At 42.3% G+C, this 25,083-nt stretch carries 12 protein-coding genes; 8 read left to right on the forward strand and 4 right to left on the reverse strand.

Annotation, left to right across the window (positions count from 1 at the left end; all coding sequences use genetic code 11):
- Positions 1-292 precede the first annotated feature (292 nt).
- The 8 genes from QTN47_RS17505 to QTN47_RS17540 all read left to right on the forward strand — a co-directional run bounded on the left by QTN47_RS17505 (position 293) and on the right by QTN47_RS17540 (position 16,571).
- Positions 293-3,334, forward strand: a complete 3,042-nt coding sequence (locus QTN47_RS17505; protein ID WP_369330702.1) for a SusC/RagA family TonB-linked outer membrane protein — start codon at positions 293-295, stop codon at positions 3,332-3,334.
- A 50-nt stretch (positions 3,335-3,384) separates the two neighbouring features.
- Positions 3,385-4,875, forward strand: coding sequence for a RagB/SusD family nutrient uptake outer membrane protein (locus QTN47_RS17510; RefSeq protein WP_369330703.1), 1,491 nt, complete (start codon positions 3,385-3,387; stop codon positions 4,873-4,875).
- A gap of 7 nt (positions 4,876-4,882) precedes the next feature.
- Positions 4,883-5,698: a sialate O-acetylesterase gene (locus QTN47_RS17515; protein WP_369330704.1), complete on the forward strand. Its 816-nt coding sequence runs from the start codon at positions 4,883-4,885 to the stop codon at positions 5,696-5,698.
- A 1-nt stretch (position 5,699) separates the two neighbouring features.
- A complete protein-coding gene (locus tag QTN47_RS17520) occupies positions 5,700-7,685 on the forward strand; it encodes a glycoside hydrolase family 2 protein (RefSeq protein ID WP_369330705.1) in 1,986 nt (661 codons plus the stop codon).
- A gap of 15 nt (positions 7,686-7,700) precedes the next feature.
- Positions 7,701-9,713, forward strand: coding sequence for a sialate O-acetylesterase (locus QTN47_RS17525; protein WP_369330706.1), 2,013 nt, complete (start codon positions 7,701-7,703; stop codon positions 9,711-9,713).
- 44 nt (positions 9,714-9,757) lie between these two features.
- The gene (locus tag QTN47_RS17530; RefSeq protein WP_369330707.1) at positions 9,758-12,043 is read left to right on the forward strand and encodes an FAD-dependent oxidoreductase; all 2,286 of its coding nucleotides are present in this window, start codon (positions 9,758-9,760) and stop codon (positions 12,041-12,043) included.
- A 189-nt stretch (positions 12,044-12,232) separates the two neighbouring features.
- Positions 12,233-14,809: a glycerophosphoryl diester phosphodiesterase gene (locus QTN47_RS17535; protein WP_369330708.1), complete on the forward strand. Its 2,577-nt coding sequence runs from the start codon at positions 12,233-12,235 to the stop codon at positions 14,807-14,809.
- Between the two features lie 73 nt (positions 14,810-14,882).
- Positions 14,883-16,571, forward strand: coding sequence for a sodium:solute symporter family protein (locus tag QTN47_RS17540; RefSeq protein ID WP_369330709.1), 1,689 nt, complete (start codon positions 14,883-14,885; stop codon positions 16,569-16,571).
- A 727-nt stretch (positions 16,572-17,298) separates the two neighbouring features.
- Here QTN47_RS17540 and QTN47_RS17545 read toward each other — a convergent pair.
- The 4 genes from QTN47_RS17545 to QTN47_RS17560 form a co-directional block, all read right to left on the reverse strand.
- On the reverse strand, positions 17,299-17,619 hold the full coding sequence (locus QTN47_RS17545) for a fibronectin type III domain-containing protein (RefSeq protein WP_369331079.1): 321 nt from the start codon (positions 17,617-17,619) through the stop codon (positions 17,299-17,301).
- Positions 17,620-18,807 carry a right-handed parallel beta-helix repeat-containing protein gene (locus tag QTN47_RS17550; RefSeq protein WP_369330710.1) on the reverse strand — a complete coding sequence of 396 codons (1,188 nt, stop codon included), beginning with the start codon at positions 18,805-18,807 and terminating at the stop codon, positions 17,620-17,622. It lies immediately after the preceding gene.
- A gap of 762 nt (positions 18,808-19,569) precedes the next feature.
- Positions 19,570-21,081: a fibronectin type III domain-containing protein gene (locus QTN47_RS17555; RefSeq protein WP_369330711.1), complete on the reverse strand. Its 1,512-nt coding sequence runs from the start codon at positions 21,079-21,081 to the stop codon at positions 19,570-19,572.
- A gap of 647 nt (positions 21,082-21,728) precedes the next feature.
- Positions 21,729-24,536 (reverse strand): FG-GAP-like repeat-containing protein, encoded by a 2,808-nt coding sequence (locus tag QTN47_RS17560; protein WP_369330712.1) that lies wholly within the window; start codon positions 24,534-24,536, stop codon positions 21,729-21,731.
- Positions 24,537-25,083: the final 547 nt, after the last annotated feature.

Raw genomic sequence — 25,083 nt, forward strand, 5'->3', positions numbered from 1 at the left:
GTATACCATCAGCCTGTTTCACCTAACGTACTTCGTACTTCGTAATTCGTACTTGCTGTGCCTTCCAACATCCATCCACCTACATTCACCAAACACGCTACATCGTACCCGCCCGAACGTGCCGTCGGTACGGGCAGGCATCTAACATCTTCCTCCGCCTATCGGTATCGTTTGCGAAATCGTTCCCGGTAGATTTCGTTATCAGTGTATAGCTTTCGTTTTTTAAACTTCTCTATCATTGCAATCAGTTTTACGATCATGCTTTCTGAAACTAACTAAAGATAACTTGCATATGAAGAAATTGTCTCTCACACTCAAAACCGTTTATGGTTTTGCCGCAACATTCCTTCTGATGTTGCTACTGGTTTCAACAGTCATTCATGCACAAAACCTTCCGGCGGTAACGGGCAAGGTTCTGGATGAAAACAATAAGCCCCTTGCAGGAGCGTCGGTTACCATAAAAGGATCATCCAAAAGCACAGTAACAAATAACGCTGGTGAATTTACGTTGAAAGATGTTAAACCCGGCACAACTGTCAGTATTTCCTTCCAGGGATATGAAAATGCAGACCTTGCGATTAGAGATCAAACCAACTACACCATAGCGTTGAAGCTGGATGTAAAACAGCTAAGTGATGTTGTTGTGGTTGGTTATGGAACCCAACGTAAAGCTGCATCAACAGGTTCTATTGCTTCTGTAAAAGCAGCAGATATAACGCAAACGCCTGTGATAAATGTGGCGCAGGGCCTTGCGGCAAGAGTTGCGGGTGTGCAGATAACACAGAATAATGCTGCTCCCGGCGGCAACATCAGCGTGCGTATCCGCGGTACAAACTCAATCAATGGTTCTTCCGAGCCGTTATATATTGTTGACGGAATTCAGATCTCCAACGGAGGAAGCGTCACAGATGTAAGTCCGTTATCTACTATCAATCCAAACGATATTGAATCAGTTGAAGTGTTGAAAGATGCCTCTGCTACGGCCATCTACGGTGCAAGAGGCGCAAACGGCGTGGTGCTTATCAGTACGAAAAGAGGTAAGAACGGAGCCACCAGGGTTCAGCTTGAGACATATCAGGGTGTCCAGAATATTACAAAAAAACTGGACATGATGAATGCTTCGCAGTTCGCTCAATTGGAGAATGACGTATATAATACCGCAGTTTACGATAATCCTTCATCACTGGGTGCAGGAACCGACTGGCAGGACTATACTTACCGTAAAGCAAACATGCAAAATTACCAGGCAGCAGTAAGCGGCGGTTCTGATAAAACAGTGTTTTCATTATCCGGCAACTATTTCAACCAGGATGGGATCATCATTAAATCAAATTTTAACCGCTACTCATTAAGAGCTACACTCGACCATACCATCAGTAAACATTTCAAAGTAGGAACAAGTATTCTTACAAGCTATACAACCAACAATAACATCCCAACCGGCATTAACTCAATTGACGGTCCGGTGGTTACACAAGGCATAGTGGGTGCTACGTTAGGTGCTCCCCCAACTTTAGTACCTTATAAAGAGGATGGCAGTATTTATCCTTTTGCAGATCAGTTCAACGGTCGTTACCGAGAGGTTGCCAATCCGATTGGTCTGGCAGAAATATTAAATCGAAACACCATAAAGCGCACACTTGCGAACGTGTACGTTGAAGCAAAAATAATTGACGGTTTGAGCTATCGCGGATCTTTCAATGCGGATATTTCCGGTACATTAAACGATTATTATTCTCCTTTGTATATACTGGGTAAGGCAGAAGTAAGCGTTAACTCAGGTTCAGCTCAAAAAGGAAATGTGAACACAACTGCATGGCTGCATGAAAGTGTTCTTACTTACAACCGCAATTTTGGCGATCATTCTTTAAAGTTTACGGGTGTGTATGCTACACAGGCAAATATGTACAACGCCAATAGCATAAGCGCAGGCGGCTTTCCGAATGATGCAACGCTGAATGAGGCTGTACAACTTGCGATAAACCGCACGGTAAGCAGCAATCGTAGTAAAGATGTGTTAAACTCTTACATGGGACGTATTAACTACGGCTACGCAAACAAATATTTTGTAGATATTACTGCGCGTTATGATGGTGCATCTAAATTTGGAGAGAATCATAAATGGGGTTTCTTTCCTGCAGTAGCAGCTGCATGGAGAATTATTGAAGAGCCATTCATGAAGAACAACAGGATCTTCAGCGATCTTAAACTTCGCGGAAGCTACGGATCGACAGGTAACGCAGGCGCTATCGCTCCATACCAATCACTCGCGCTTGAAGGTTCAGGAAGCAATTACCAGTTTAACCATATTTATACAGTTGGTATCAGTCCAACAGGCATTCCCAATAAAGATCTCCGTTGGGAAAGATCATTGCAGGCAAATGTTGGTTTAGATATCGGGTTCTTTAATAACAGATTGAACCTGGTTGTAGATTATTACAATAAAGAAACTAAAGATCTGCTCTTCGTCAAGAACCTGCCGTTATCCTCAGGGTATTCTTCTGTGACGGGTAACTTTGCAAGCATCCGGAACAAAGGTTTCGAAGTAGCTGCTGATGCAAGAATACTTACCGGCAAGTTTAAGTGGAACGTTAATGCAAATCTTTCCTTTAACAGAAACGAGTTATTGGGGCTTGAAGGCGGCGTGAATGAATTTGTATTGAATCCCTACAGTGTGTTAAGAGTGGGCCAGCCGCTGGGTGTCTTTAAGACGTATGTGTTTAATGGAATTTACCAGGCCGGTGAAGCAGTATTGCCTGGAAGTGGTAGCAGAACCGGTGGTGTTAAAGTTGCAGATCTGAACAATGATAAACAGATCACCAGCGATGACCAACGAATTACAGGTAATGCTAATCCTTCTTATATTTTTGGATTCTCATCCAATTTCAGTTACAAGAATTTTGATTTAAGCTTTTTCTTCTCAGGCGTCCAGGGCAACAATATCTTTAACCTGAGCCGTTACACTTTCGAGAATGCGCTTGGTGGAAGGAACGTTGTTGAAGGTATGGTAAACAGATGGTCGCCAACCAATCCAAGCGACGAATATGCATCCGGGTTCCAGGGCGGAAGAATTCCTGTATCAGACCGCTTTGTTGAAGATGGATCATACATACGTATGAAGAATATTACGCTCGGTTATAAATTTCCAGCCATTAAAGGTATTTCAAGTGCAAGGATCTATGTGAGCGGTAATAACCTGTTTACGATTACAAAGTATTCGGGCTACGATCCTGAAGTAAACTCCTTCGGCGGATCAAATACATTAATCGGCATTGATAACCTGGTATACCCAATGGCAAGATCATTCCTTGTTGGCGTCCAGGTTGGATTTTAAGTACTCAGGAAAAAAGAAAAAGTATTAAGCGGTTCTTTAAATGAAGTAATATGAAAGCAATAAAAAACTTACAATATATTTTAGGCGGCGTTTGGGCCCTGGTGATAACAGCATCTTGCAACAAGCTGGATGAAAAGCCTTACTCATCTATTTTTACGGAGAGCTTTTACAAAACAGCCTCTGATGCGGAAGCTGCGCTAACGGCCGCGTACGGTCCGTTAACGGGTTTGTATTTTACCGCTGCTACCTGTGTGCCTGATTTTAGTGCTGATCAGATCTATCCAAGACCCGTGGTTGGAAGAGATACTTACACGTTATTTAGCTATGACCAGAACTATACCACGCAAAAAAGCTTTAGCAGGCAGAATGAATCTGCTCAGCAAATCTGGGAATCTTGTTACTCAGGTATAGAGAAAGCCAATTGGGTGTTATATAAAGTGCCTTCAACAAATATGGATGAAGCGAGGCGCGACGTTATTTTGGGAGAAGCTTTTTACCTGCGCGCATTTTACATGTGGATGCTCACAAAGAATTTTCGTGATATAGTAATTAAAACTTCACCAAGCATCAGTATTGATTCAGCCATTATTGGTAAAAGTCCGCAGGCAGATGTTTTCAAGCAGATCTTTGCAGACCTGGATCAGGCTGTAAATAAATTGCCCGACTATGCACCAGGCATTCAAAAAGGACGTCCGTCGAAACAGGTGGCCCAGGCATTGTATGCAAAGGCGGCGTTGTATGCAGAGAACTGGACCCTGGCGCTTGAAAAAGCAAAAGATGTTTTAAATGCCAATAAATATGCTTTGATGCAGAATGTGAAAGATGTTTTTGACGTTTCAAAAGAAGATGTGGCAAGATTAGAAAATATGTGGGCGTTTGAATGTGAAAGTACTTCTCCGGGTTTTGGAACACAGATTATCAGTCTGTACGGACCGCGTAATAGTGATGGACCGCAATTCTCAGCTACTTCTTTTGGTTCTGCGTTTGTATACCAGTCATTCTTCAATTCATTTGATCCTTCGGATAAAAGAAGACAGTTGCTTGATACCAACTATATCAATAAACAGGGGCAGACAGTCGCACAAAAAGACATTACACCAATTACAACGCAGGGCGTACTGTTGAAGAAATACATGGATCCTGTGGCACCGAGCAATGCAGTTAATATTCCGATCCTGCGCCTGGCGGATGTGTATTTGATTGCAGCTGAAGCCGAAGCAAGACAAAATGGTGCTACTACAAATGCTTATGGTTATATAAAAGTTGTACGGGACAGGGCTGGTTTGCCTGACCTTACACCTGGTCTCAGCAAAGAACAATTTGTTGATGCCGTATTGCAGGAACGGAGCTGGGAATTTTTTGGTGAAGGCGACAGGTGGTATGACCTCACAAGAACAAACACGTTTATTAAAGTAACAACGGCGGCGGTGAACAATGTGTTCCCTGTAAGAAATCCACAGTCACGCAACCGTTATTTCCCAATTCCGTTGGATGAAATAAATGCCAATCCAAAACTTGAACAAAATCCTGACTGGAAATAAGCGATCGATGAAAGTAGTTGTGTATCTTATCTGTATTGTAATGTGTAATTGCGCAATGGGACAGGCAGGTGCATTGTTCCTGGTAGCTGGTCAAAGTAATGCGGTAGGGCAGGGCGATAGCCTGCAGTCTGCGCAATGTGATGCCGGAAGCGCTTATGAATATAGTTTTATAACGAATGCACTTAGGGAGCTAAAAGATCCGGTAGGTATTGCGGAATTACATTTCGAGAAAGCACATACAGGCAGTGCGTGGCCGGCTTTTGCAAAGGCATTTCATCAACTGTCAGGAAAAAAAGTAATTATTATTCAGGCAGCACGTGGTGGTAGTTCGTGTCATATTAAAGCCGAAATGAATAACTATGGCACCTGGGATACGCAAGGCCATCTTCCGTTGTTTGACAGCGCCATCATAAAAGCAAAGGCTGCTGCACACAATACCAACATGCCTGTTGCCGGCATTATCTGGAGCCAGGGTGAAAGAGATGCCAATGCAATTAACGCGGGACAGCTTACAATTACTGAATATAAAAATGCACTTGAAAGTGTGATTAAAAGATTCAGAAATGAGCTCGGAGAGAAGATTCCATTTTACATTATACAGACTGGCCACTATGTCAATCATCCGGTTAATGGTTTTGATGAGGTTCGTAAAAGCCAGGAAGAAGTGGCTGGAACTATGAAACATGTTTTTATTGTTTACAGCGATACAAATACGTTCAGGCAGAAGCAGTGGATGAAAGATGAGATACATTATAATCAAACTGCACTAAACGATATAGGAAAGGAGATTGCTAATAAAGTGTTTTTAACGAACAAGAAGTAAGATGAAACTAAGATTGATTCTGGTATTATGTTTTTTGCCTGCGATTGCGTTTACGCAGGGACGGAAAAGTAGTGAACTAAATGGCCAATGGACGTTTGCTATGGATCCCCTGAAAGTAGGTGAACAGCGAAAATGGTTTGAGAATGTTTTTCCGTCAGATAAATTTGACAAGGTTAAGGTTCCCCACTGTTTTTCTGTTGATCCGCGTTATATGTTCTACACGGGTACTGCCTGGTATTTTAAAAGATTTGCCGCTGCACCTGTTGATAACGGCCATGTATTTGTGAAGTTTGATGCCGTGTTTTATAAATCTAAAATATGGTTGAATGGAAACCTGATTGGCGAGCATGAAGGTGGATATACGCCATTTGAGTTTGATATTACGCAATATTTAAAACCGGAAAATGTATTGTCCGTGCAGGTGAGCAATGCATGGGATACAACTACGATACCTGGCGCAAAAACTGCTATGAATTATTCGGGCGATAACCAGGCCCAGGTTTTTCCCTGGATTAATTATGGAGGTTTGACGAGAGCGGTGCATTTGATAACCCGTCCCGACGTGTATGTAAGTAATGCAAAAGTTGTTGCTGAGCCAGATCTGAAAAAAGGAGATGCTTCCGTTCGTATTACAGCATTGGTTAAGAATAGTGCTTCTACTGCGCAGAAGGTAACGGTGAATGCCTTTGTGTTTAATAATGGTAAACAGAGCAGTATCAAATTTAAGCCTGCTACAGTTAGCGTGGAAGCAAGCGGAGCGAATAAGGTAGAAATAATTGCACACATGCCAGCGAATGAGGTAAAACTATGGAACCAGGACGAACCTAATCTATATGCGGCCCATATTGTAGCCGGTGGCGATACCTTGAATGTGAATTTTGGCATCCGCAAATTTGAAGTGTCTGGCACTAAACTTTTATTAAATGGGGAACCAATAAAAATGGGTGGTTGTAACAGGCCTCTCGATTACCCTGGCTATGGTTCAATGGATCCGCAGGAAGTACTTGACAAAGATCTTGCCCTGATAAAAGGCGGCACCATGGAGCTTTCCCGTATCAATCATTATCCTGTATCTGAATATTTGTTGGATTGGGCAGATAGAAGTGGCTTGCTGATAATTGAAGAAGCGGGCAACTGGCAAATGACGCCAAAACAAATGAGTGATACCATGATGCGTCGCAAGTTTCAATCGCAAATGCAGGAAATGGTTGAACGTGACTGGAACCACCCAAGTGTTGTGGCTTATAGTGTAGGTAATGAATTTCAATCCCAGGCAGAAGAAGGCAAGGCTTGGGTACGCGATATGAGCAGTTTTGTAAAATCACTTGATAATTCGCGTTTGATCACGTTTGCGAGTATGATTGTATTCCGCGACTGGATTAAGAAGCCTGAAGATGAAGCTTCCCAATATGTAGATTTTGTGAGTGCCAACATATACACTGATCATCTTAAACATGTACAACATATACATGAATTGTACCCAAACAAGCCGGTGTATATAAGTGAGTTTGGCCTTCGGGCAGACGAAGGTAAAACCGAGGAAGAGCGCGTGCAACATTTGAAAAAAGCGATGGCAGATTTCAGGCAATGTGATTATGTAGTGGGCGCATCAGTGTGGACTTTCAATGATTATTTCAGCCGCTTCCCCGGCACAGGTGCCAATGGATACAGGGCATGGGGCCTCGTGTCTCCGGAAAGGGAAAAACGAGGTATGTACATCGCATGGCAGGAAGAGTTTGCACCCGCTACACTTGAGCTGCTGAATAAGCAAAACGGCAAGGCTGTTATCAATGTAACTGCCAGGAAGGATTTTCCAAGCTATACGATCAAAGGATACCGCATCAGGTATAACGACAGGGAAATTGCTTTAAATACGTTGCACCCGGGTGAGAGTCAGCAGATTGATGTCGACTTGCCTGCCGGCGAAGTTGAAGTGGAACTTGTGAAGCCTGGTGGCTTTGTGATACTTAAAAAACTATTGAAATAAAGTTCTTATAAAACAATGGTTTCATTCAAAACGATATCTTCCGGTTGTTGCTTTTTGCTTTGTCTTTTTACATTGACGATTTCTAATAATGTTAATGCACAACCGGTACAATTGCCGCATTTCTTCAGCAGTAATATGGTATTGCAGCGGCAGAAGCCGATTGTGATCTGGGGCACAGCGCGTGCAAACTATGTGTTTCAAATAGCGTTTGCAGGAAAGAATAGTAAGGTTGTTACAGGTAAAGACGGAAAATGGCAGGCTGTATTCCCTGCAATGCCAGCCGGTGGTCCTTATGATTTGGTCATTAACGCAGATTCTTCTTATACATTGCGTAACATAATGATCGGAGATGTTTGGCTGTGCTCAGGGCAAAGCAATATGGAATGGATCATGCTGAAAACATTCAATGCGCCATACGAATTGCAGCATGCCGGTTATCCTGCAATTCGCTTCATCACCGTTCCAAAAAATGTGAGCGCTGTTCCAAAAGATGATATTGATAGGGCTGAGTGGAAAATATCAACTCCTGCAACTGCTTACGAGTGCTCGGCGGTGGCTTTCTTTTTTGCAAAGCGGCTTTATGAGAAGTATAAAGTGCCAATTGGTATTATTCACTCTTCCTGGGGAGGCACACCAATAGAGGCCTGGACAGGGTTTGATTCAATTGCCTCACAGCCCGGTTTTAAGGAAAAGGCTGCTGTTGTATCAAAGCAAAATGCTGAAGGTAAAACGGTACAAGCGCTGCAGGCGTTATACGCTGATAGCTTAAAACAATATCAATCGGCTTTGCAGATGTTGGATAGAGGTTATGTTGAAAAATGGTACGGTGCAGGTTTAAATCCATCAAACTGGGGAAAGATCAGTCTGCCTGCTCTTTTTACAGACACACTAACAAGCTATAAAGGGAGCATTTGGTTACGGAGATCCTTTTATGTTCCTCCGATGCTCGCAGGAAAGGATCTGATACTTAATCTGGAAACATTGAATGAACGGGATATAACATGGTTCAATGGCATTGTTGCCGGCTCAACTTCCTGGGCTCCGGGCAGAAGGACTTATCGCATACCAAAAGCTTTTGTTCATGAGGGAGAAAACAATATAGCTATCCGTTTAGAGAATTTTGAAAAGATCAGCGGCTTCCAAAGTAAAAATGCTGCAGATCTCAGAATAGAACCCCTGGTTGCTTCAGATCGATCAATTGTAATTCCGCTTGCCGGCGAGTGGAGGTATGCAACCGGTCTAAGTCTTGATAAATATCCACACCAGGTAACGGCCCCGCCTTTGTCTTATCAATTAGCTGCATTGTATAATGCCATGATTGCTCCTTTTAAAGACCTTGGGCTGAAGGGCTTTACGTGGTACCAGGGAGAAGCGAATGCCGGACGTGCATTTCAATACAGGAAATTATTGCCGTTGATGATCAATAATTGGAGGCAGCAATTCAACCAGGGAGATCTTCCTTTCCTGTATGTACAGTTGGCTGGCTTTGGAAAACTGACCGGGGATCCTGTTGAAAGTGAATGGGCTGAATTGAGAGAAGCGCAGGAGAAGACTTTGTCGTTGGCTAATACGGGTATGGCCGTTACTGTGGATGCCGGTAATCCTTACGATGTTCATCCGACAGATAAACAAACTGTAGGCAAGCGCCTCGCTGCAGCCGCTGAAAAGATGGCATATGGTGACACTGCATTGCAGATCTCGCCGCTATATCAATCTTGCCGGATTCAGAATGATACAATCTACATAAAGGTGAATAACGTTAGAAATGGGTTGATTGCAAGAGGTGCGATGGCAAAAGGTTTTTCTATTGCTGGGAGTGATCATCGCTTTGTATGGGCTGATGCAGTTATTCGCAATAATGAAATAGTTGTGTGGAATAAGTCAGTATCAAATCCATTAGCTGTGCGGTATGCATGGACAGGAAGCCCTGTAGAAAGCAATGGTGCAAATATTTACAATAAAGAGGGTTTTCCGCTGTCTCCTTTCAGAACAGATGACTGGAAAGGTATTACGGAAGACAGAAAATAAGATCTGTAAACGAATCGGTTTTATAATACGTCAAAACATCAAGAATGATACAATCAGAAAGCAGGGATAGCCGCTCTTTTCCCGTCGTAAAAATACATGCGGACCTGGTTATAACGGGAGGAGGCTTGTCGGGCGTTTGTTGCGCTATCACTGCTGCCAGGCAGGGGTTGAAAGTTGTACTGGCGCAGGATAGAAGTGTGTTGGGTGGCAATTCAAGCAGTGAGGTGAGGCTTTGGGTACTGGGTGCAACTTCTCATATGGGCAATAATAATCGCTGGGCACGAGAAGGCGGTGTGATTGACGAAATATTGGTAGAGAATATGTACTGCAATCCCGAAGGTAATCCCATAATTATGGATATGATCTTGCTCGATAAAGTGGTGAGCGAACCCAATATTGAATTACTGTTGAATACATCCGTTTATGATGTGGTGAAGAAAGATGCTGATACCATTGAATTTGTAAAAGCTTATTGCAGCCAGAGCCAGACTTCTTTTGAGTTACATGCGCCACTGTTTTGTGATGCTTCTGGTGATGGTGTTGTAGGATTCTTGTCCGGCGCAGCATTCAGGATGGGAGCGGAGAGCAAAAATGAATTTGGAGAGCAGTTTGCACCAACGGAGGAGTATGGAGAATTGCTGGGTCACTCTTTGTATTTCTATTCAAAGGATACAGGTGTGCCGGTTAAGTTTGTGCCTCCGTCATTTGCATTGAACGATATCACAAAGATCCCCCGCTTCAAAAGTTTTAATTCGCAGGAGTTCGGTTGTAAACTTTGGTGGATTGAATATGGCGGCAGACTGGATACAGTACATGATACGGAAAAGATAAAATGGGAGCTCTGGAAGATTGTTTATGGTGTTTGGAATTATATTAAAAACTCCGGCAATTTTCCCGAAGCTGAAACCCTTACGCTGGAATGGGTGGGCATGATTCCCGGGAAAAGAGAAAGCCGGCGGTTTATAGGCGACTATCTTCTACGTCAGCAGGATATTGTTGAGCAACGGACCCACCCTGACGCAGTTGCTTTTGGTGGCTGGAGCATCGACCTCCACCCTTCTGACGGGGTTTATTCCAGTGCTCCCGGATGCAATCAGTGGCACAGCAAAGGCATTTACCAGATCCCTTATCGCAGCCTGTATTCAAAAAATATCAAAAACCTTTTTCTTGCAGGTCGCATCATTAGTGTGTCGCATGTTGCATTTGGTTCTTCACGCGTTATGGCCACCAGCGCTTACGTAGCACAGGCGTCAGCAATGGCTGCAGTGTTGTGCAAAAAATACAATTGCAAGCCTGCTGATTTACTTCCAAAAGAGAAAATGATTGAATTACAGCGCTCACTCGCCCGCATTGGCCAGTTCATTCCGGGTGCTGATGTGATTGATGAAAAGGATCTTGTTCAGCAGGCTACAATCATAGCTAGCAGCGAGCTGCAATTAAAAGAGCTGGAAGAAGATATTGAAAGAGTTTCGTTAGATCTTTCAGTAGCGCAAATGATTCCTGTTGAAAAAGGACAAATTCCTGAAGTATATTTTCATGCCTATGCTGCGGAGCAGGCAATATTGCACGCTGAGATCAGGGCTTCATCACGTATTAATAGTTTTACACCCGATACTTGCCTGGCAAAATTTGAATTGCCGGTTCAGCCTGGTAAAAATTGCCTGCGGCTTAAAACGGATATTGAAGTGAGTGCGTCACAATATGTTTTTGTTACTATACATAAATGTCCCTCCGTTAGCGTGTCAAGGTCTGAAAAACGCATTACAGGCATATTGAGTGTATTTAATACGGTTAATCCCGCTGTCTCCAACTATGGCAAACAGGAAGCTCCGGATGAGATTGGTATGGATAGCTTTGAATTCTGGTGTCCGCAGCGCAGACCTGCCGGTCATAACCTGGCACTGAAATTTGAGCATCCATTGAATGTGTTTAAAGCCGGGAATATTCGCAATGGTATTGCGCGCCCGGTGAGTGCGCCAAATGCATGGGTGGCTGACTTTTCGGATAAATCACCCACATTAACCATTACGTGGGAAAGCCCAAAACACTTAAAAAAGATACTCTTAAGTTTCGATTCGGATTTTGATCATCCGATGGAATCGGTGTTAATGTCTCATCCGGAAAATGTAATGCCTTTCTGTGTGCGTAATTATGCCATTTATGATGACAGGGATAATTTGTTGTTTGAAAAAAAAGGCAACTATCAAACGAGAAATGAAATTGTGCTTGATGAAGCGATAACAACAAACAAGTTAGTCATTCGTGTTGAACATCCGTCAGAGTATTCACCTGCGGCTGTGTTTGAGGTGAGGTGCTATGAGGAGCTGTGAGCTGTCAGCTATCAGCTATCAGCTATCAGGTGTCACGTATCAGTTTTGATGCATGAGGTATGAGAAGGCATGAGGGGTAAGTGTTCGGTCAATCTGAACAACAAATATATCTATTGTAGTACTGTTTAAAATTGAGTCTTTAGTTTTAGGCTTTAAGCTTTACGCTTTGAGCTTTCAAAAAATGTGCGTATGAAAAAAGTTTTGTTATTAATAGTATTGCTGGGTTACACCGTAGGCTTGTTCGCGAAAGAAGATGTTATAGAACTTGTAAACAAAAGCATTCGGATTTCATGGGTGAAAAAAAGTGAAGGATGGCGGATTAAAAGTTTTGAATACAATGTCGGAGGACAGTGGCAATCCGTTGGTCGTCCGTCAGGCGAATACAGTTTGCTGTATGCAGCTCAGAAACCGGCTCAACAACCTGACACTATTTTCAAAACCATTACTGGTAATCCATGGCCGGATACGTTATATAAATACCAAATCAATAATTGGAAACAGGCTACTTCTCCTGTGTCTCTCAATACTGCTGGAGATGCTTATCATTATTTTCCTTCCGCAGCAACTAAGCAAGGGAATATTGTTCAGTTCACACAAGAGACACCACTGGGAATTATCAAGACAGAGTGGAAGCTCGATGATGAGCATAACGGAGATGTATTGGTGAAGCAGGAAATGACCTGTAAGAAAGATGGTTATTTTTCGCTGGCAAGCCCATCGCTTGTTACTGTAGATGAACAAGATATTTCCTGGGCAACCGTTCCTGGGTATTTTCAGGGAAATGAAGTACAGAAGAATGTGATACTGGGTTATGGGTACGGGCAGGGTATTCCGGCTTTGCCTGTTGTGTATCGTGAACGTTGTGCCAGTTCCTTTTGCCCTATCATAACTACCAGAGAACAAGTTTCTTTTGCTGTTATTCCCAATCCTGGTCTAGGGCGTGATCCATGGGCGTATGATAAAAGTACACATGAAGATTGGTTCCTGGGAATCTCTCATAAAAACCGGCGTTCGCAATTTTCCCCAACGATGTATTACCCTGTTTTAGGTGAGCCTTCGTCCCTGCAAAAGCAAGGAAATAAAATACAATACGGTTTTCGTTACAGTATTCAGAATGGGGGATGGTACAAGCTTTTAACACACGCGGTCAATGATGTGTATGGCTTTAATAAAACGCTTGCACTCCGGAAAAATAAGCAGGCGCTGGTAAACAGGATTGAAAAAATGCACGATTATCTCGTTGATAGAAAAACATCTTTATGGAGCGTTGAGGATTATAAAGGCTTAAAGATAGGAGGGCAGGCTTATTTCGGAGGCGTGGTAGGTTCTAATCGTGATGCCATGAAAAATTCGGATTATGGTGCGATGTGGATGCTGGCAAACCTGAGTGGCGACCAGTTCCTCAAAGACAGTGTGCTGCCTTTTGCTTTGAACTTTAAACTGGCACAGCAACAAACGGATGATGGCTTCTTTAAAGGTGCCGCAATAGGGCAATACTATCTTGCAAAAAGAAAAACCTTTACAGAGGAGTGGGGTGAGTTCGTGGAGCCCGTTAGCCTGACATACTACATAATGCTCGATATTGGTAATATCCTTCTGTTTGATCCCAATAACGCTGCATTAAAAGAACGCCTGGCGCTTGGTGCAGATCTGTTAATGAAATGGCAGAAGCCCGGTGGCGATTGGGAAGTTGCTTATGATAAGCATACGCAACAACCTTTGTTCACAGATATAAAAGACCTCCGGCCAACATTTTATGGGTTGATGGTTGCTTACCGCATTCTGAAGGATGAAAAATATTTATCAGCTGCTAAAAAAGGTGCAGACTGGTTTATTAAGAATGCGGTGGAAAAAGGAAATTTTATTGGTGTTTGTGGTGATGCGCGTTATGCGCCGGACTTCGCGACAGGGCAATCCGCACAGGCATTGCTGGACTTATATGATCTCACCAATGACAAAAAATACCAGGATGCTGCTATCCAAACTGCAAGAATGTATCTGACTTCAATTTATGCGCAACCTGTTGCCAGCAGCAAAATAAAGCAGGTGAATGGTGTTGAACGGGAGGACTGGCAAATTTCGCAATCAGGATTAAGTTTTGAACATGGCGGCATCTTAGGTTCAGCCAATCACGCCGGGCCGATTATGCTTTGTAGCCACGCAGGTATGTTTGTCCGTATGTTTCAACTCACGGGAGAATTGTTGTTTATAGAAACTGCACGTGCGGCCGCTATAGGAAGAGATGCCTTTGTTGACAGCAAAACCAGCGTAGCTTCCTATTATTGGAACACGATGAATAAAGGCGCAGGTCCCTACCCGCATCATGCCTGGTGGCAAATTGGCTGGATCACCGATTACCTGATGGCAGAGGTGCAAATGCGTTCTAATAACCAGGTTGTTTTTCCAAGAGGTTTTGTAACGCCTAAAGTGGGTCCGCATGAATCTTATGGGTTTGCCCCGGGCAAAATATTTGGTGAGTCAGCCAATTTAATCATCCGCGAGGGATTGGTAACATGCGACAATCCGAATGTTGAATATATCCTGGCTCAAAGCGTTGATAAAAAGAAATTGTTCATCATCTTACTTAATGACATAAATGAACCGGCCAGTGCAAACCTTAAGATCAACATTCAACAAGCCGGCACCGTTAGTCAAACCCGAAAAAATACAATAACAGAACTTTCGACGGGAAAAAGCGGGGGGTTAACAGATTCGTTTAAAACGGAAATAAAAGGTTACGGGCTGCGGGTTTATGTAATTGAATAAAATTAACCTGTTACAGTAATCGCCTTTCAGAAAAACAGAATAATTATCTTTCGAGTAAAACTAAAACAGCTATATGGGGCAACTTGATTTTATTGTGATGGCGGTGTTCGCTTTGCTGATATTGGGCATAGGCATGATGTTTACAAGAATGGGAAGCAAGAACTCTTCCGCTTTTTTTGAAGCAGGAGGATCTACTCCCTGGATGATCAACAGCATTTCGTTGTTCATCAGTTATTTTTCGGCTGGAACTTTTGTCGTATGGGGTTCTATCGCCTATAAAAGCGGTTTTGTTGCTAATGGCATACAATTAACGATGGTTATTGGCGGGCTTATAGTAGCCATGTTCATAGCAGCAAAATGGAAACGTACAGGAGCAGTTACTGCAGCCGATTATATCGGAAAACGTCTTGGCACTAAAACACAACAGTTTTATACGTTTCTTATTATGCTGCATGGATTGTTTACCACTGCTTCGGTGTTATATCCTGTTGGTAAAATGGTAAGTGTTGCTACGCCTTTGTCGCTAAATACGTGCATTCTGATTATTGGTGGTATCATCATATTATACACTTCTGCCGGGGGGTTATGGGCAGTGTTGGTTACAGACGTCGTGCAGTTTGTTATACTTACTGCTGCAGTTCTTATAATCATTCCCATTGCATTTAAAGAAGCCGGGGGCGCCAATCATTTTGTGCAGCAGTCGCCGGATGGATTTTTTAAATTCTTTAATGAAGAATATTCTTTTGGTTTCTTTCTGGCCTTTCTGGCTTATCAAACGGTCTATATCGGAGGTAACTGGGCCTATGTACAACGATACACCAGTGTTTCCAGTGAAAAGAATTCACGTAAAGTGGCTTACCTGTTTTCTATACTGTATTTGATAAGCCCATTTATCTGGATGCTTCCTCCGATGTTGTATCGCGTGATTAATCCTTCACTTACCGGCTTACAACCGGAAGGAGCATACATGATGTTGTGTCAGCGCATTTTGCCTGCCGGGCTGATAGGTTTGGTTTTGTCCGGCATGATCTCAGCCAGCGCCAGCAAAGCCAATACTACTATTAATATGATGGCTATTGTGTTCGCTCATGATGTATTTAAAAAGCTGATTAGTCCGAATGCGAGCGAGAGGACGTTGATAAAAATGGCGCGCGTATTTACGGTATTGTTTGGCGCCATTACAATTGGTATTGCCATGCTGGTGCCAATGATTGGCGGCATTGTTGAAATGGTGCTCAGTACTGCTTCAATTGCAGGCGGCGCACTATTCGCGCCAATTATCTGGACGCTTTATTCAAAAAGACAAACGGCAACATCAGTTGTGAGCGCTTCGTTATGCGGCCTGGTGATCAGCCTGGCTTTAAAGTTGTTTGGTCCGGAGCTTATTGGACATAAGCTCAACCGTGTATGGGAGACTTCGTTGGGAGTGGGCATACCTGTATTTGTGTTGTTGTGCTGGGAATTGTATTATGTAGCTAAAGGAAGCATTGCTGTTCATCGCTTTGTGCCTGCGGCAGAAAAGTCACGCGATGTAATTCATCAGAATAATGCCGATGCCCATGAGCAGAACGTTTTTGGTGTTAAAATAATCGCAGGTGCAGTTGCTGTCGTTGGCGCAGGTGTGGCATTATTGGGTATAATCGCAGATAACGGAACTGTTGCGCTCGTTGTCGGCATATTTATATTATTTACCTCATTGCCTATCTGGCGGGCAGCTTACAAGCCTGTTCGACAAAGCGTAAGAGATACCGGGTCTTTATAGTAATGTTTCGTTTTTGAATTGTTTGATCAATATCATTATTGTTCGACTAACCTGTGAAACAGTATTTTAATTAATAACGGAGAAGGTAGTCAATCTAATTTTATTAAGAAGATTAAGCTCAATTTATACAAACGTATATAAATTTCTATAATAATTTCATCCCGAAGGGCAATGTCATTAAGTTAAGCACAGACATCTTCAACTTTGGGAGATATCTCCTATCGTCGATATGACGATCCTGGCTTGTCTGAAAAAATAATCACAACAGCATCAATACCAAGTACAGAATAATGAGCAAGTCTGCAACCTCAACGTCACCTCGACGACAGGAGAGGTCTCCCGAATATAAAACTGATGGTGGTATTTTATAAGCGTTTGATATGAAAACTCTTAACTTAATGACATTGCCCTTCGGGATGGGGTAATCAGCGCTCAAATGTTCCTCTGTATATGTTATTTCTCAGTCACGTCTGTTCACAAAAATCTACATGCCAGAATAGGCTATTTTTTCTCTTTGCAACTCCTGGTTTGAAACATCGGATACTCCTCCCTTTATTTAGATGCAGCTTAAACTCATCTGGTACTATGACTTAAGAAGGGCTTACACTTAGTTTGTTCAAATTTTAGTCGGACAATAATGGATCAATATTAAAAAAAGAAAAGCCGCACCATTATTTGATGCGACCTTCTTTTTTATTTAATATCTGCCATTACAAAACATTCCTTGTTATTGAGGTATTGCCCTTATTGCAGCAGATAACGGACTTTCCCCAATTGCATTCAAGGCACTGATAACGTAATAGTAAGTTGTTCCGTTAACCTTATTTCCGTCAACGTACGATAATGTGCTACCGTTTGTAGTTTTGATAAGATTATACTTGCCAGGAGCAGTTCCGCGGTAGATCTTATAGCCTGTGATAGTTCCACCCGTTGTAGCAGGAGCAGACCATGACAAGGAAACTGTGTTGCTTGATGTAGCAGCGCTGAAATTAAGCGGAGCGGACGGCGCTGTGTTTGCTACAGTTGTTGAAGATGCAGGGGCCTGGATTTACTGGCCATCTGTACCGCCGTAGTAAACGTTTTTCGCATAGTCTACAGTTTTCTTTTCCCAGCTTGCAACATCATAAGTGAAGTTCGTTACTGTACCGGGTATTGCAGCCAGAGCTCCGTTGGTGGTACCATTGATCACATACATCGCAATTTTTCCTTTAACGCTTGTTGTCTGTTTAACACTTACGTTTTCCATGAACAGCTTTTTGGCTCCAAGATTATATCCCCTGTCGTACCTGTTGTCAACGATAATCCCGTAGGATTTAGAGGATAATGCTACATCCTGAAGGGCAACATTGCTTACGTGTACTTCTCCACAAGAGAAGATATTTAAACCTGCGGCGGTACTCTTGTTTACAGTAAGATTCTGGAATGTACCTGTTGTCGCATCCTGGATGGTAATGCCGCTCATTTGTGCTTCTTTGTTGGCTGTACCAGCGTTGATAACACGTACGCCATCCACTAAACAGTTCTGAGCGTTTGTTACCTGGAAGCCATCCCAGCCTGTGTTTTCTGCAGAAACATTCTGTACGGTAAGACCGATGATCGGGCTATTTTTATAACCATTCTGATAATCAGAAGTATTACCAATATAAAAGCCTTCATCAGTACAGTTTTTTACAGACACATTCTTCAAAGAAACGTTTCTGATAACGGCATTGGGATAGTAGGTGTTCGGATCGGTAGCTATCGCATCATTCTTAAGCATTACACCTATGGCAGCGCCATCAATGTGTATGTTTTCGAGCGCAATATCAGAGCAATAATAGGCTTTGATACCAATTGCTGTAGGCTTACCGGTGATGTTGATATCAACAAGTTTAATGTATTTACCCACGATATCAAATGAAGCGCGGTCGAAACCTCCGATGATAACACCCGGGGCAGCGGTAATAACAACTGGTTTTTCAGCGGTACCGTTCACCTTGTATAAAGTAACACGTACAACATTTTTTGGAACTACCAGCGTGTCACCTGGCAGGTACTTGATTGTACTGGCGTCTGTGATGTATACAGATGTGCCGCTGATTGGAAGATTGATTCTTTTGTTGGTAGTTATGGACTCGGCTGCAAGTCTTTGTGACTGAGATTCGGTTGCTGTTGCAGGAGCAACAACGTCGTTCTGTTTTGAACAACTTAAGAGCATAGCGCTGGCTATAAGCGCAGCTACTGCGATTTTAATCATGGATATTGGCTTTAAAATAATTGGATTTTGTTCAGGGCTTCTGTAGAATATTCCGGTGCACCTTGTGTATTCTTTTTCTCCCTTTGACGATGCAAAGTTAATACGGGGATCAATTGTTTTTTGTTAATGGAGGTACTTATGAAGACATTTAATCGTTTTCTAATTGAGTATCATTGCAGGCTGAAATGCCCGTCAGTACAGCGTGTCAGCGAATCTTAACACAGTGTAATAATATGATATGTGTAAAATGTGTTAGATAAAATAATTGCCAAATGTTTAAAAGTATAGTCTCGGTGTACACTTGCATATTGGGGTAGAAATAATAAAAAACGGGTTGATATAAATCAAACCAAAAATAAAAGTCTTCGTGACTTTTTTTAAGCCCGGCGACATTAATGATTTTAATTTTATTGATGTAGATAAAGTTTTTTTAAGCAGCGAACGGCTGAGTGTTAAAATTGTCAGCTAAACAATTTTTTAATGCGCTGCATACGGGTTTGGCACGATGAAATTTTGCGACATATCGAGGCCTAATTGATAGGTGCAGTTTCCACTTCCAATATCAATAATATATGGGTACTAGTGTTGTTTTTATTTCCATCCCTGATCTGTCGCATTGTTTGCAAAGCGCTTGTGCATGCAAAAGATAAGATTGTTGTCAAGGAACCTGTAGACATTAGGAAAGAACCTGCTGGAAAGCAAAGAAGCTGTATCATATGATACAGCTTCTTACTTCTTAAAAAATCACACTATTAAATCCTGTTAGGGGGTTACTTTTACTGCTGCTGATAACGGTCCTTCACCTATGCTGTTAAGTGCACTGATTGCGTAGTAGTAGGTTGTTCCCGGTACTTTATTGCCATCTGCATAGGAGAATGTACCTCCCGAAGCTGTTCTAATGAGGTTGTATTTTCCGGCAACAGTTCCACGGTAAATTTTATAACCTGTAATGGCGCCACCACCTGTGTTTGATGGTGCTGCCCATGTTAAATTTACAGTAGTGCCCGCCGCTGCTGCTGCAACGTTTACGGGAACTGATGGTAATGCCAGCGCCTGTTCTGTGCCTGTTGAAGAGGATGTAGTTGTAGGGATGCCATCTGTGCCGCCGTAGTAAACGTTTTTCGCATAGTCTACAGTTTTCTTTTCCCAGCTTGCAACATCATAAGTGAAGTTCGTTACTGTACCGGGTATTGCAGCCAGAGCTCCGTTGGTGGTACCATTGATCACATACATCGCAATTTTTCCTTTAACGCTTGTTGTCTGTTTAACACTTACGTTTTCCATGATCAACTTTTTCGCGCCAAGGTTAAATCCTCTGTCATATCTGTTGTCAACGATAATACCGTAAGATAGAGAGGACAATGCTACATCCTGAAGGGCAACATTGCTTACGTGTACTTCTCCACAAGAGAAGATATTTAAACCTGCGGCGGTACTCTTGTTTACAGTAAGATTCTGGAATGTACCTGTTGTCGCATCCTGGATGGTAATGCCGCTCATTTGTGCTTCTTTGTTGGCTGTACCAGCATTGATAACACGTACGCCATCCACTAAACAGTTCTGAGCGTTTGTTACCTGGAAACCATCCCAGCCTGTGTTTTCTGCAGAAACATTCTGTACGGTAAGACCGATGATCGGGCTATTTTTATAACCATTCTGATAATCAGAAGTATTACCAATATAAAAGCCTTCATCAGTACAGTTTTTTACAGACACATTCTTCAAAGAAACGTTTCTGATAACGGCATTGGGATAGTAGGTGTTCGGATCGGTAGCTATCGCATCATTCTTAAGCATTACACCTATGGCAGCGCCATCAATGTGTATGTTTTCGAGCGCAATATCAGAGCAATAATAGGCTTTGATACCAATTGCTGTAGGCTTACCGGTGATGTTGATATCAACAAGTTTAATGTATTTACCTACGATATCAAATGAAGCGCGGTCGAAACCTCCGATGATAACACCCGGAGCAGCGGTAATAACAACTGGTTTCTCAGCGGTACCGTTCACCTTGTATAAAGTAACACGTACCACATTTTTTGGAACTACCAGCGTATCACCTGGTACGTACTTGATTGTACTGGCATCTGTAATATATACAGATGTGCCGCTGATTGGAAGGTTGATTCTTTTGTTGGTAGTGATAGATTCGGCTGCAAGTCTTTGTGACTGAGATTCGGTTGTTGTTACAGGAGCAACAACGTCGTTCTGTTTTGAACAACTTAAGAGCATAGCGCTGGCTATAAGCGCAGCTACTGCGATTTTAATCATGGATATTGGCTTTAAAAAAATTGGATTTTGTTCAGGGCTTCGGTAGAATATTTCGGTGCACCTTGTGTATTCTTTTTCCCTTTGACGACGCAAAGTTAATACGGAGATCAATTGAATTTTGTTAATGGATATCCGGGACGGTAATTTAATTTTATTCTAATCCGGAAAAAAATGCTAGTGCTAATACATTTTAGCAATAATAATATTAAACAATTATAAGATATTAATAAGGTAATATGTGTAATATATAGCAGATAAAATATTTTGATAAATGATTAAATTGATTTTATTGATTAAGGATAACAATCGGGTAAACAGGATTTGAAATAGTCATTGATTTTTATCAATCAAATGTTAAACGTTGTTTTTACTTTTTTTAAGCCGCACATACTGATATTATTTTTTTATTGATCTGGATGAAGATTTTTGATGCGCTTAGCCGCGATATATGTTAAAATCGGTGGCTTGGCTGAAATTTTTTGCCTGTTGGAAATGTATTTGACTCGCAGATTACCGGATTGTTACGGCTTTACAAAAGGGCTTCCTTGCAGGGTATGGTTTACAGTTGACGCTTAACCAAATAGCGCATTTCCTGCTCAACATACTTGCTGATGAAACAGGAAATGCGCTGGAATGTATTCTTCTTTCTAACGGCTAATGAGTATACGTCTGCTAAAGCTTTGTTTCTTTTCATCTATTGCAATAACATAGTACATGCCGGGTGCGTAGCTGGCAACCTCAAAGGAGGCAAATAACCGGCTTTTTATGGTTTGCATCTTTTGAGACTGCAGTACCTGGCCGGATTGTGTTCTTAGTTCCATAATGAATTTGCCGTCGTTTAAACTGTTTATGGAAATATTTATTTTTTCTTTCGCCGGGTTCGGATAAACAGAGAAGTCTGTTATTTCAGCGATCGATGGCGCTTGTTGAGGCGCTAGCTGTACGCTCTTGGCTACAACCTGGCTGCCGCAGGCGTTAGATGCTTTTACTGATATCTTTCCAGGCATGTCATTCCATGTTATTGTTATAGCATTGGTATTTTTGCCTGATGTGATGGTGGTGCCGGATGGAACTAACCATTGATAACTGCTCACATTGTAATCATTTATTACGCTAAACATTAATCCTGCCTCGTTACTATTTACAACAGACGGACCGTCGATCGGCGACGGCTGGGCGGGTGCTTCCCTGGTTACAGTTATTTTAATGTAGTTGCTTGTAATGGGAACAATGGCGCAATTCCTTGCTAAGTTCAATATACAGGCTACCGAATCACCCGTTGCCGGTGTATTGTTTGTATAAGTATCGCTGTTCGTTCCAACATAAGCGTTGTTTTTTATCCATTGATAACTTGCTGAAGAGTCTCCATTGGTGATTGTTGCCTTAAATGTAACGGGGGTATTTTTACATACGTCAGTTTTGGTTGTTGAGATCTTAATCGTTGGCTTTAAAACCTCGTCAATATGAGCAGTAATCACATTGCTCTTCATTTTAAGGGTGTTTGTGGTAAGCACAGCCCAAACGCTATCACCTTCTAAAAGGCGTGTTGTTCTGTATTCTGCATTTCTGTTACCTACTCTTACGCCATTTTTAAACCAGTCGTAGTAAGCGCCGGACGGTTGATTGCGGATGATTGTTTTGAACAAAGTAGTCTCTTCCTTGCAACCAGATGAAGGTAAAGTTGATTTTATACTTATAGAGGTAGCTGTGCTATAAGTGAACTTGTTATACACGGCTGTGCCTGCAGCTGAAGTTACTTTAACAACGCCGGTTGCGCCGCCACCCACAACTGCTTTTATTTTAGAGTCAGATAGTATACTAAACATCTGTACTGCACTGTCGCCGAGGGTAATGCTTGAAACGCCGGAAAGATAGTTACCGTTGATAGTGATGGTATCGCGAATTCCACCCGTCGGAGTTACATGCGTTATAACCGGAGTTTGTGACGAAGTTTTTACCTGGTTTTTAAGTATATAGGTCTCGTAACGGGTGCTGTAGGTGTGATAGCCCACAACTATATCAGGTTTTGCATCATTGTCAATGTCATTTACGCAATTTATATAGTTGAAATTTCCGTCGTTATAAAGGATGGCAGGATCGAATGCGATGTTGCCATTCATTCCCGTATTCTTTAATAGAGCGATTGTTGTATTGTCTTCACTGTACTGTCCGAAAGTCTGGATGTCTGCTTTTCCATCACCATTGAGATCATTAAGTAATACCTGGAGCGGAAAGCTGCCGGTGGGGAAAGTAATGGCGGGCGAGAAGATTATTGTTCCTGCCGTCCCATTGTTTTGCAAAACAGAAACGGTGTTGTTATGAACGTCGGTTACTGCAAGGTCTGGTTTCAGGTCTCCGTTTACGTCGCCAACTGCAACATCCCAGGATGTGTTTGTTCCAATATAGAGTGAGTGGTATTCAAATATAAAATTGCCGGGTGTAGAGTTGTTTTTAACAATGTCTACATATTGATTTCCGTTCGCACCGAGTGCATCAATTTTGCCATCGGCGTCAATATCGCCAAACTCTATATGGGAGTTAGCGCCACGCAGAAAGAAACTGGCAGAAGTTGTTGTTGAAAAAGAGATTTTTCCATTGGCGCTCGTGTTTCTGAATATCTTCCAGTCTGCAATATCAACGCCTATAAAATCAGCCAGTCCATCGCCATCAATATCGTGAACATAGCTGGTATAGTTTAAGCGTTCATTTACTTTGAAGTCAACTGGTGGTTCAAATTGAATCTTACCGGAGGTGCTTATGTTCTTGTACACTTTAATTATGGAATCATATCGTGCGGAAAGGACCAGGTCAGGTCTTCCGTCCCCGTCCAGGTCAGTCAATGCATTTTCTCCCAGGTAAAAGGCGGGGCTCTGTGGTAGCTTAAATGTGCCGGAAAGCTTGAAATTAACATAGCCGGCCGACCCCATGTTTCTATAGAAGGAAAGGGTGGAGAAATCATAGTAAACGCCGTTAAATTGTCTTGAAGAAGATATTACCAGCATATCCAATCTTCCGTCGCCGTCGAGATCTTTAAATGCGGTGCCTGAATTGGGTACAATTGGTGCTGCTGTGCCAAATGCACCTTGAGAAAGGTCCCCGTTGTCGGTGAATGTAAAAATGAAATTGTCTTTTGAACGCCCGGTCCTGGAATTAGCAGTTACACTGATTGGTCCGTAGCTGGCTCCGGTTGGCACCGTAACGGTAAGTGATGTTGCTGACGCTCTCGAGACAATGGCGCGTGCGGCACCAAAATAAACAGTATTGCCCTGGGTTGTAGATGCAAAATATTGCCCTTGTATGGTTACAGTAGTTCCTTTTGCTCCTTGCAGGGGAGTGAATGATGTAATCACGGGCTGTTGCGTCGAAGCAGAATGGGTAAAGAATAACAGGCTTATGCAAGCAAGTAGTTTAGATGGCTGCAGTTTACACCACAGTTGGGTTGATGTTTTCTTCATCGTAATTTATTTTAGGTTAATATGGGCTGATCAGCAGGTGTTGGAAGTTCAAAAGGCGACAAACAGAGCAATGCTCCGGAATTATACAGTATTGCTAAATATGGGGTCAGGTAAAGCTAGATAATTTGAAAAGGATTGTCAAGAGCAAAATGTGTCTGCCAGATCGTTGGGTTAAATTGCTAACTCGCAGTGGCTGAGTTGTGAAAAAGCGAGGTTTACGTGTTTGCCATTGATGACATCATTGAGAAGCTAAAAACATAAGCCTCTGGAAACGGGAAGTAATTTTATCGCAATTGGAAACGGGAAGTAATTTTATCGCAGTATTTTTATGCAACTAATGTTCTCTATGTCAGCAGCCCACCCGACGTTTTGGATCATCAGATAAACCATGCCCTCAATTAGAATTGCAATATTTTTTAACAAGAATCGGAAGCACCTGTCTTAACCAGGACGGGCGTTTTTACATCCCGACTATTAAAACAAAAATAAATCTGCAATTTCATCTAAACTGTGTAGATAGTTATTGATGTCTACTGTATAAAAGAGA

Origin of the sequence: Danxiaibacter flavus (assembly GCF_041060425.1) — a bacterium.
Classification (GTDB): Bacteria; Bacteroidota; Bacteroidia; order Chitinophagales; family Chitinophagaceae; genus Danxiaibacter; species Danxiaibacter flavus.

Excerpts from the sequence above, each read along its gene's own strand:
- QTN47_RS17505 (WP_369330702.1), top strand. The coding sequence starts at position 293 with ATGAAGAAATTGTCTCTCACACTCAAAACCGTTTATGGTTTTGCCGCA.
- QTN47_RS17510 (WP_369330703.1), top strand. The coding sequence starts at position 3,385 with ATGAAAGCAATAAAAAACTTACAATATATTTTAGGCGGCGTTTGGGCC.
- QTN47_RS17515 (WP_369330704.1), top strand. The coding sequence starts at position 4,883 with ATGAAAGTAGTTGTGTATCTTATCTGTATTGTAATGTGTAATTGCGCA.
- QTN47_RS17520 (WP_369330705.1), top strand. The coding sequence starts at position 5,700 with ATGAAACTAAGATTGATTCTGGTATTATGTTTTTTGCCTGCGATTGCG.
- QTN47_RS17525 (WP_369330706.1), top strand. The coding sequence starts at position 7,701 with ATGGTTTCATTCAAAACGATATCTTCCGGTTGTTGCTTTTTGCTTTGT.
- QTN47_RS17530 (WP_369330707.1), top strand. The coding sequence starts at position 9,758 with ATGATACAATCAGAAAGCAGGGATAGCCGCTCTTTTCCCGTCGTAAAA.
- QTN47_RS17535 (WP_369330708.1), top strand. The coding sequence starts at position 12,233 with ATGAAAAAAGTTTTGTTATTAATAGTATTGCTGGGTTACACCGTAGGC.
- QTN47_RS17540 (WP_369330709.1), top strand. The coding sequence starts at position 14,883 with ATGGGGCAACTTGATTTTATTGTGATGGCGGTGTTCGCTTTGCTGATA.
- QTN47_RS17550 (WP_369330710.1), bottom strand. The coding sequence starts at position 18,807 with ATGATTAAAATCGCAGTAGCTGCGCTTATAGCCAGCGCTATGCTCTTA.
- QTN47_RS17555 (WP_369330711.1), bottom strand. The coding sequence starts at position 21,081 with ATGATTAAAATCGCAGTAGCTGCGCTTATAGCCAGCGCTATGCTCTTA.
- QTN47_RS17560 (WP_369330712.1), bottom strand. The coding sequence starts at position 24,536 with ATGAAGAAAACATCAACCCAACTGTGGTGTAAACTGCAGCCATCTAAA.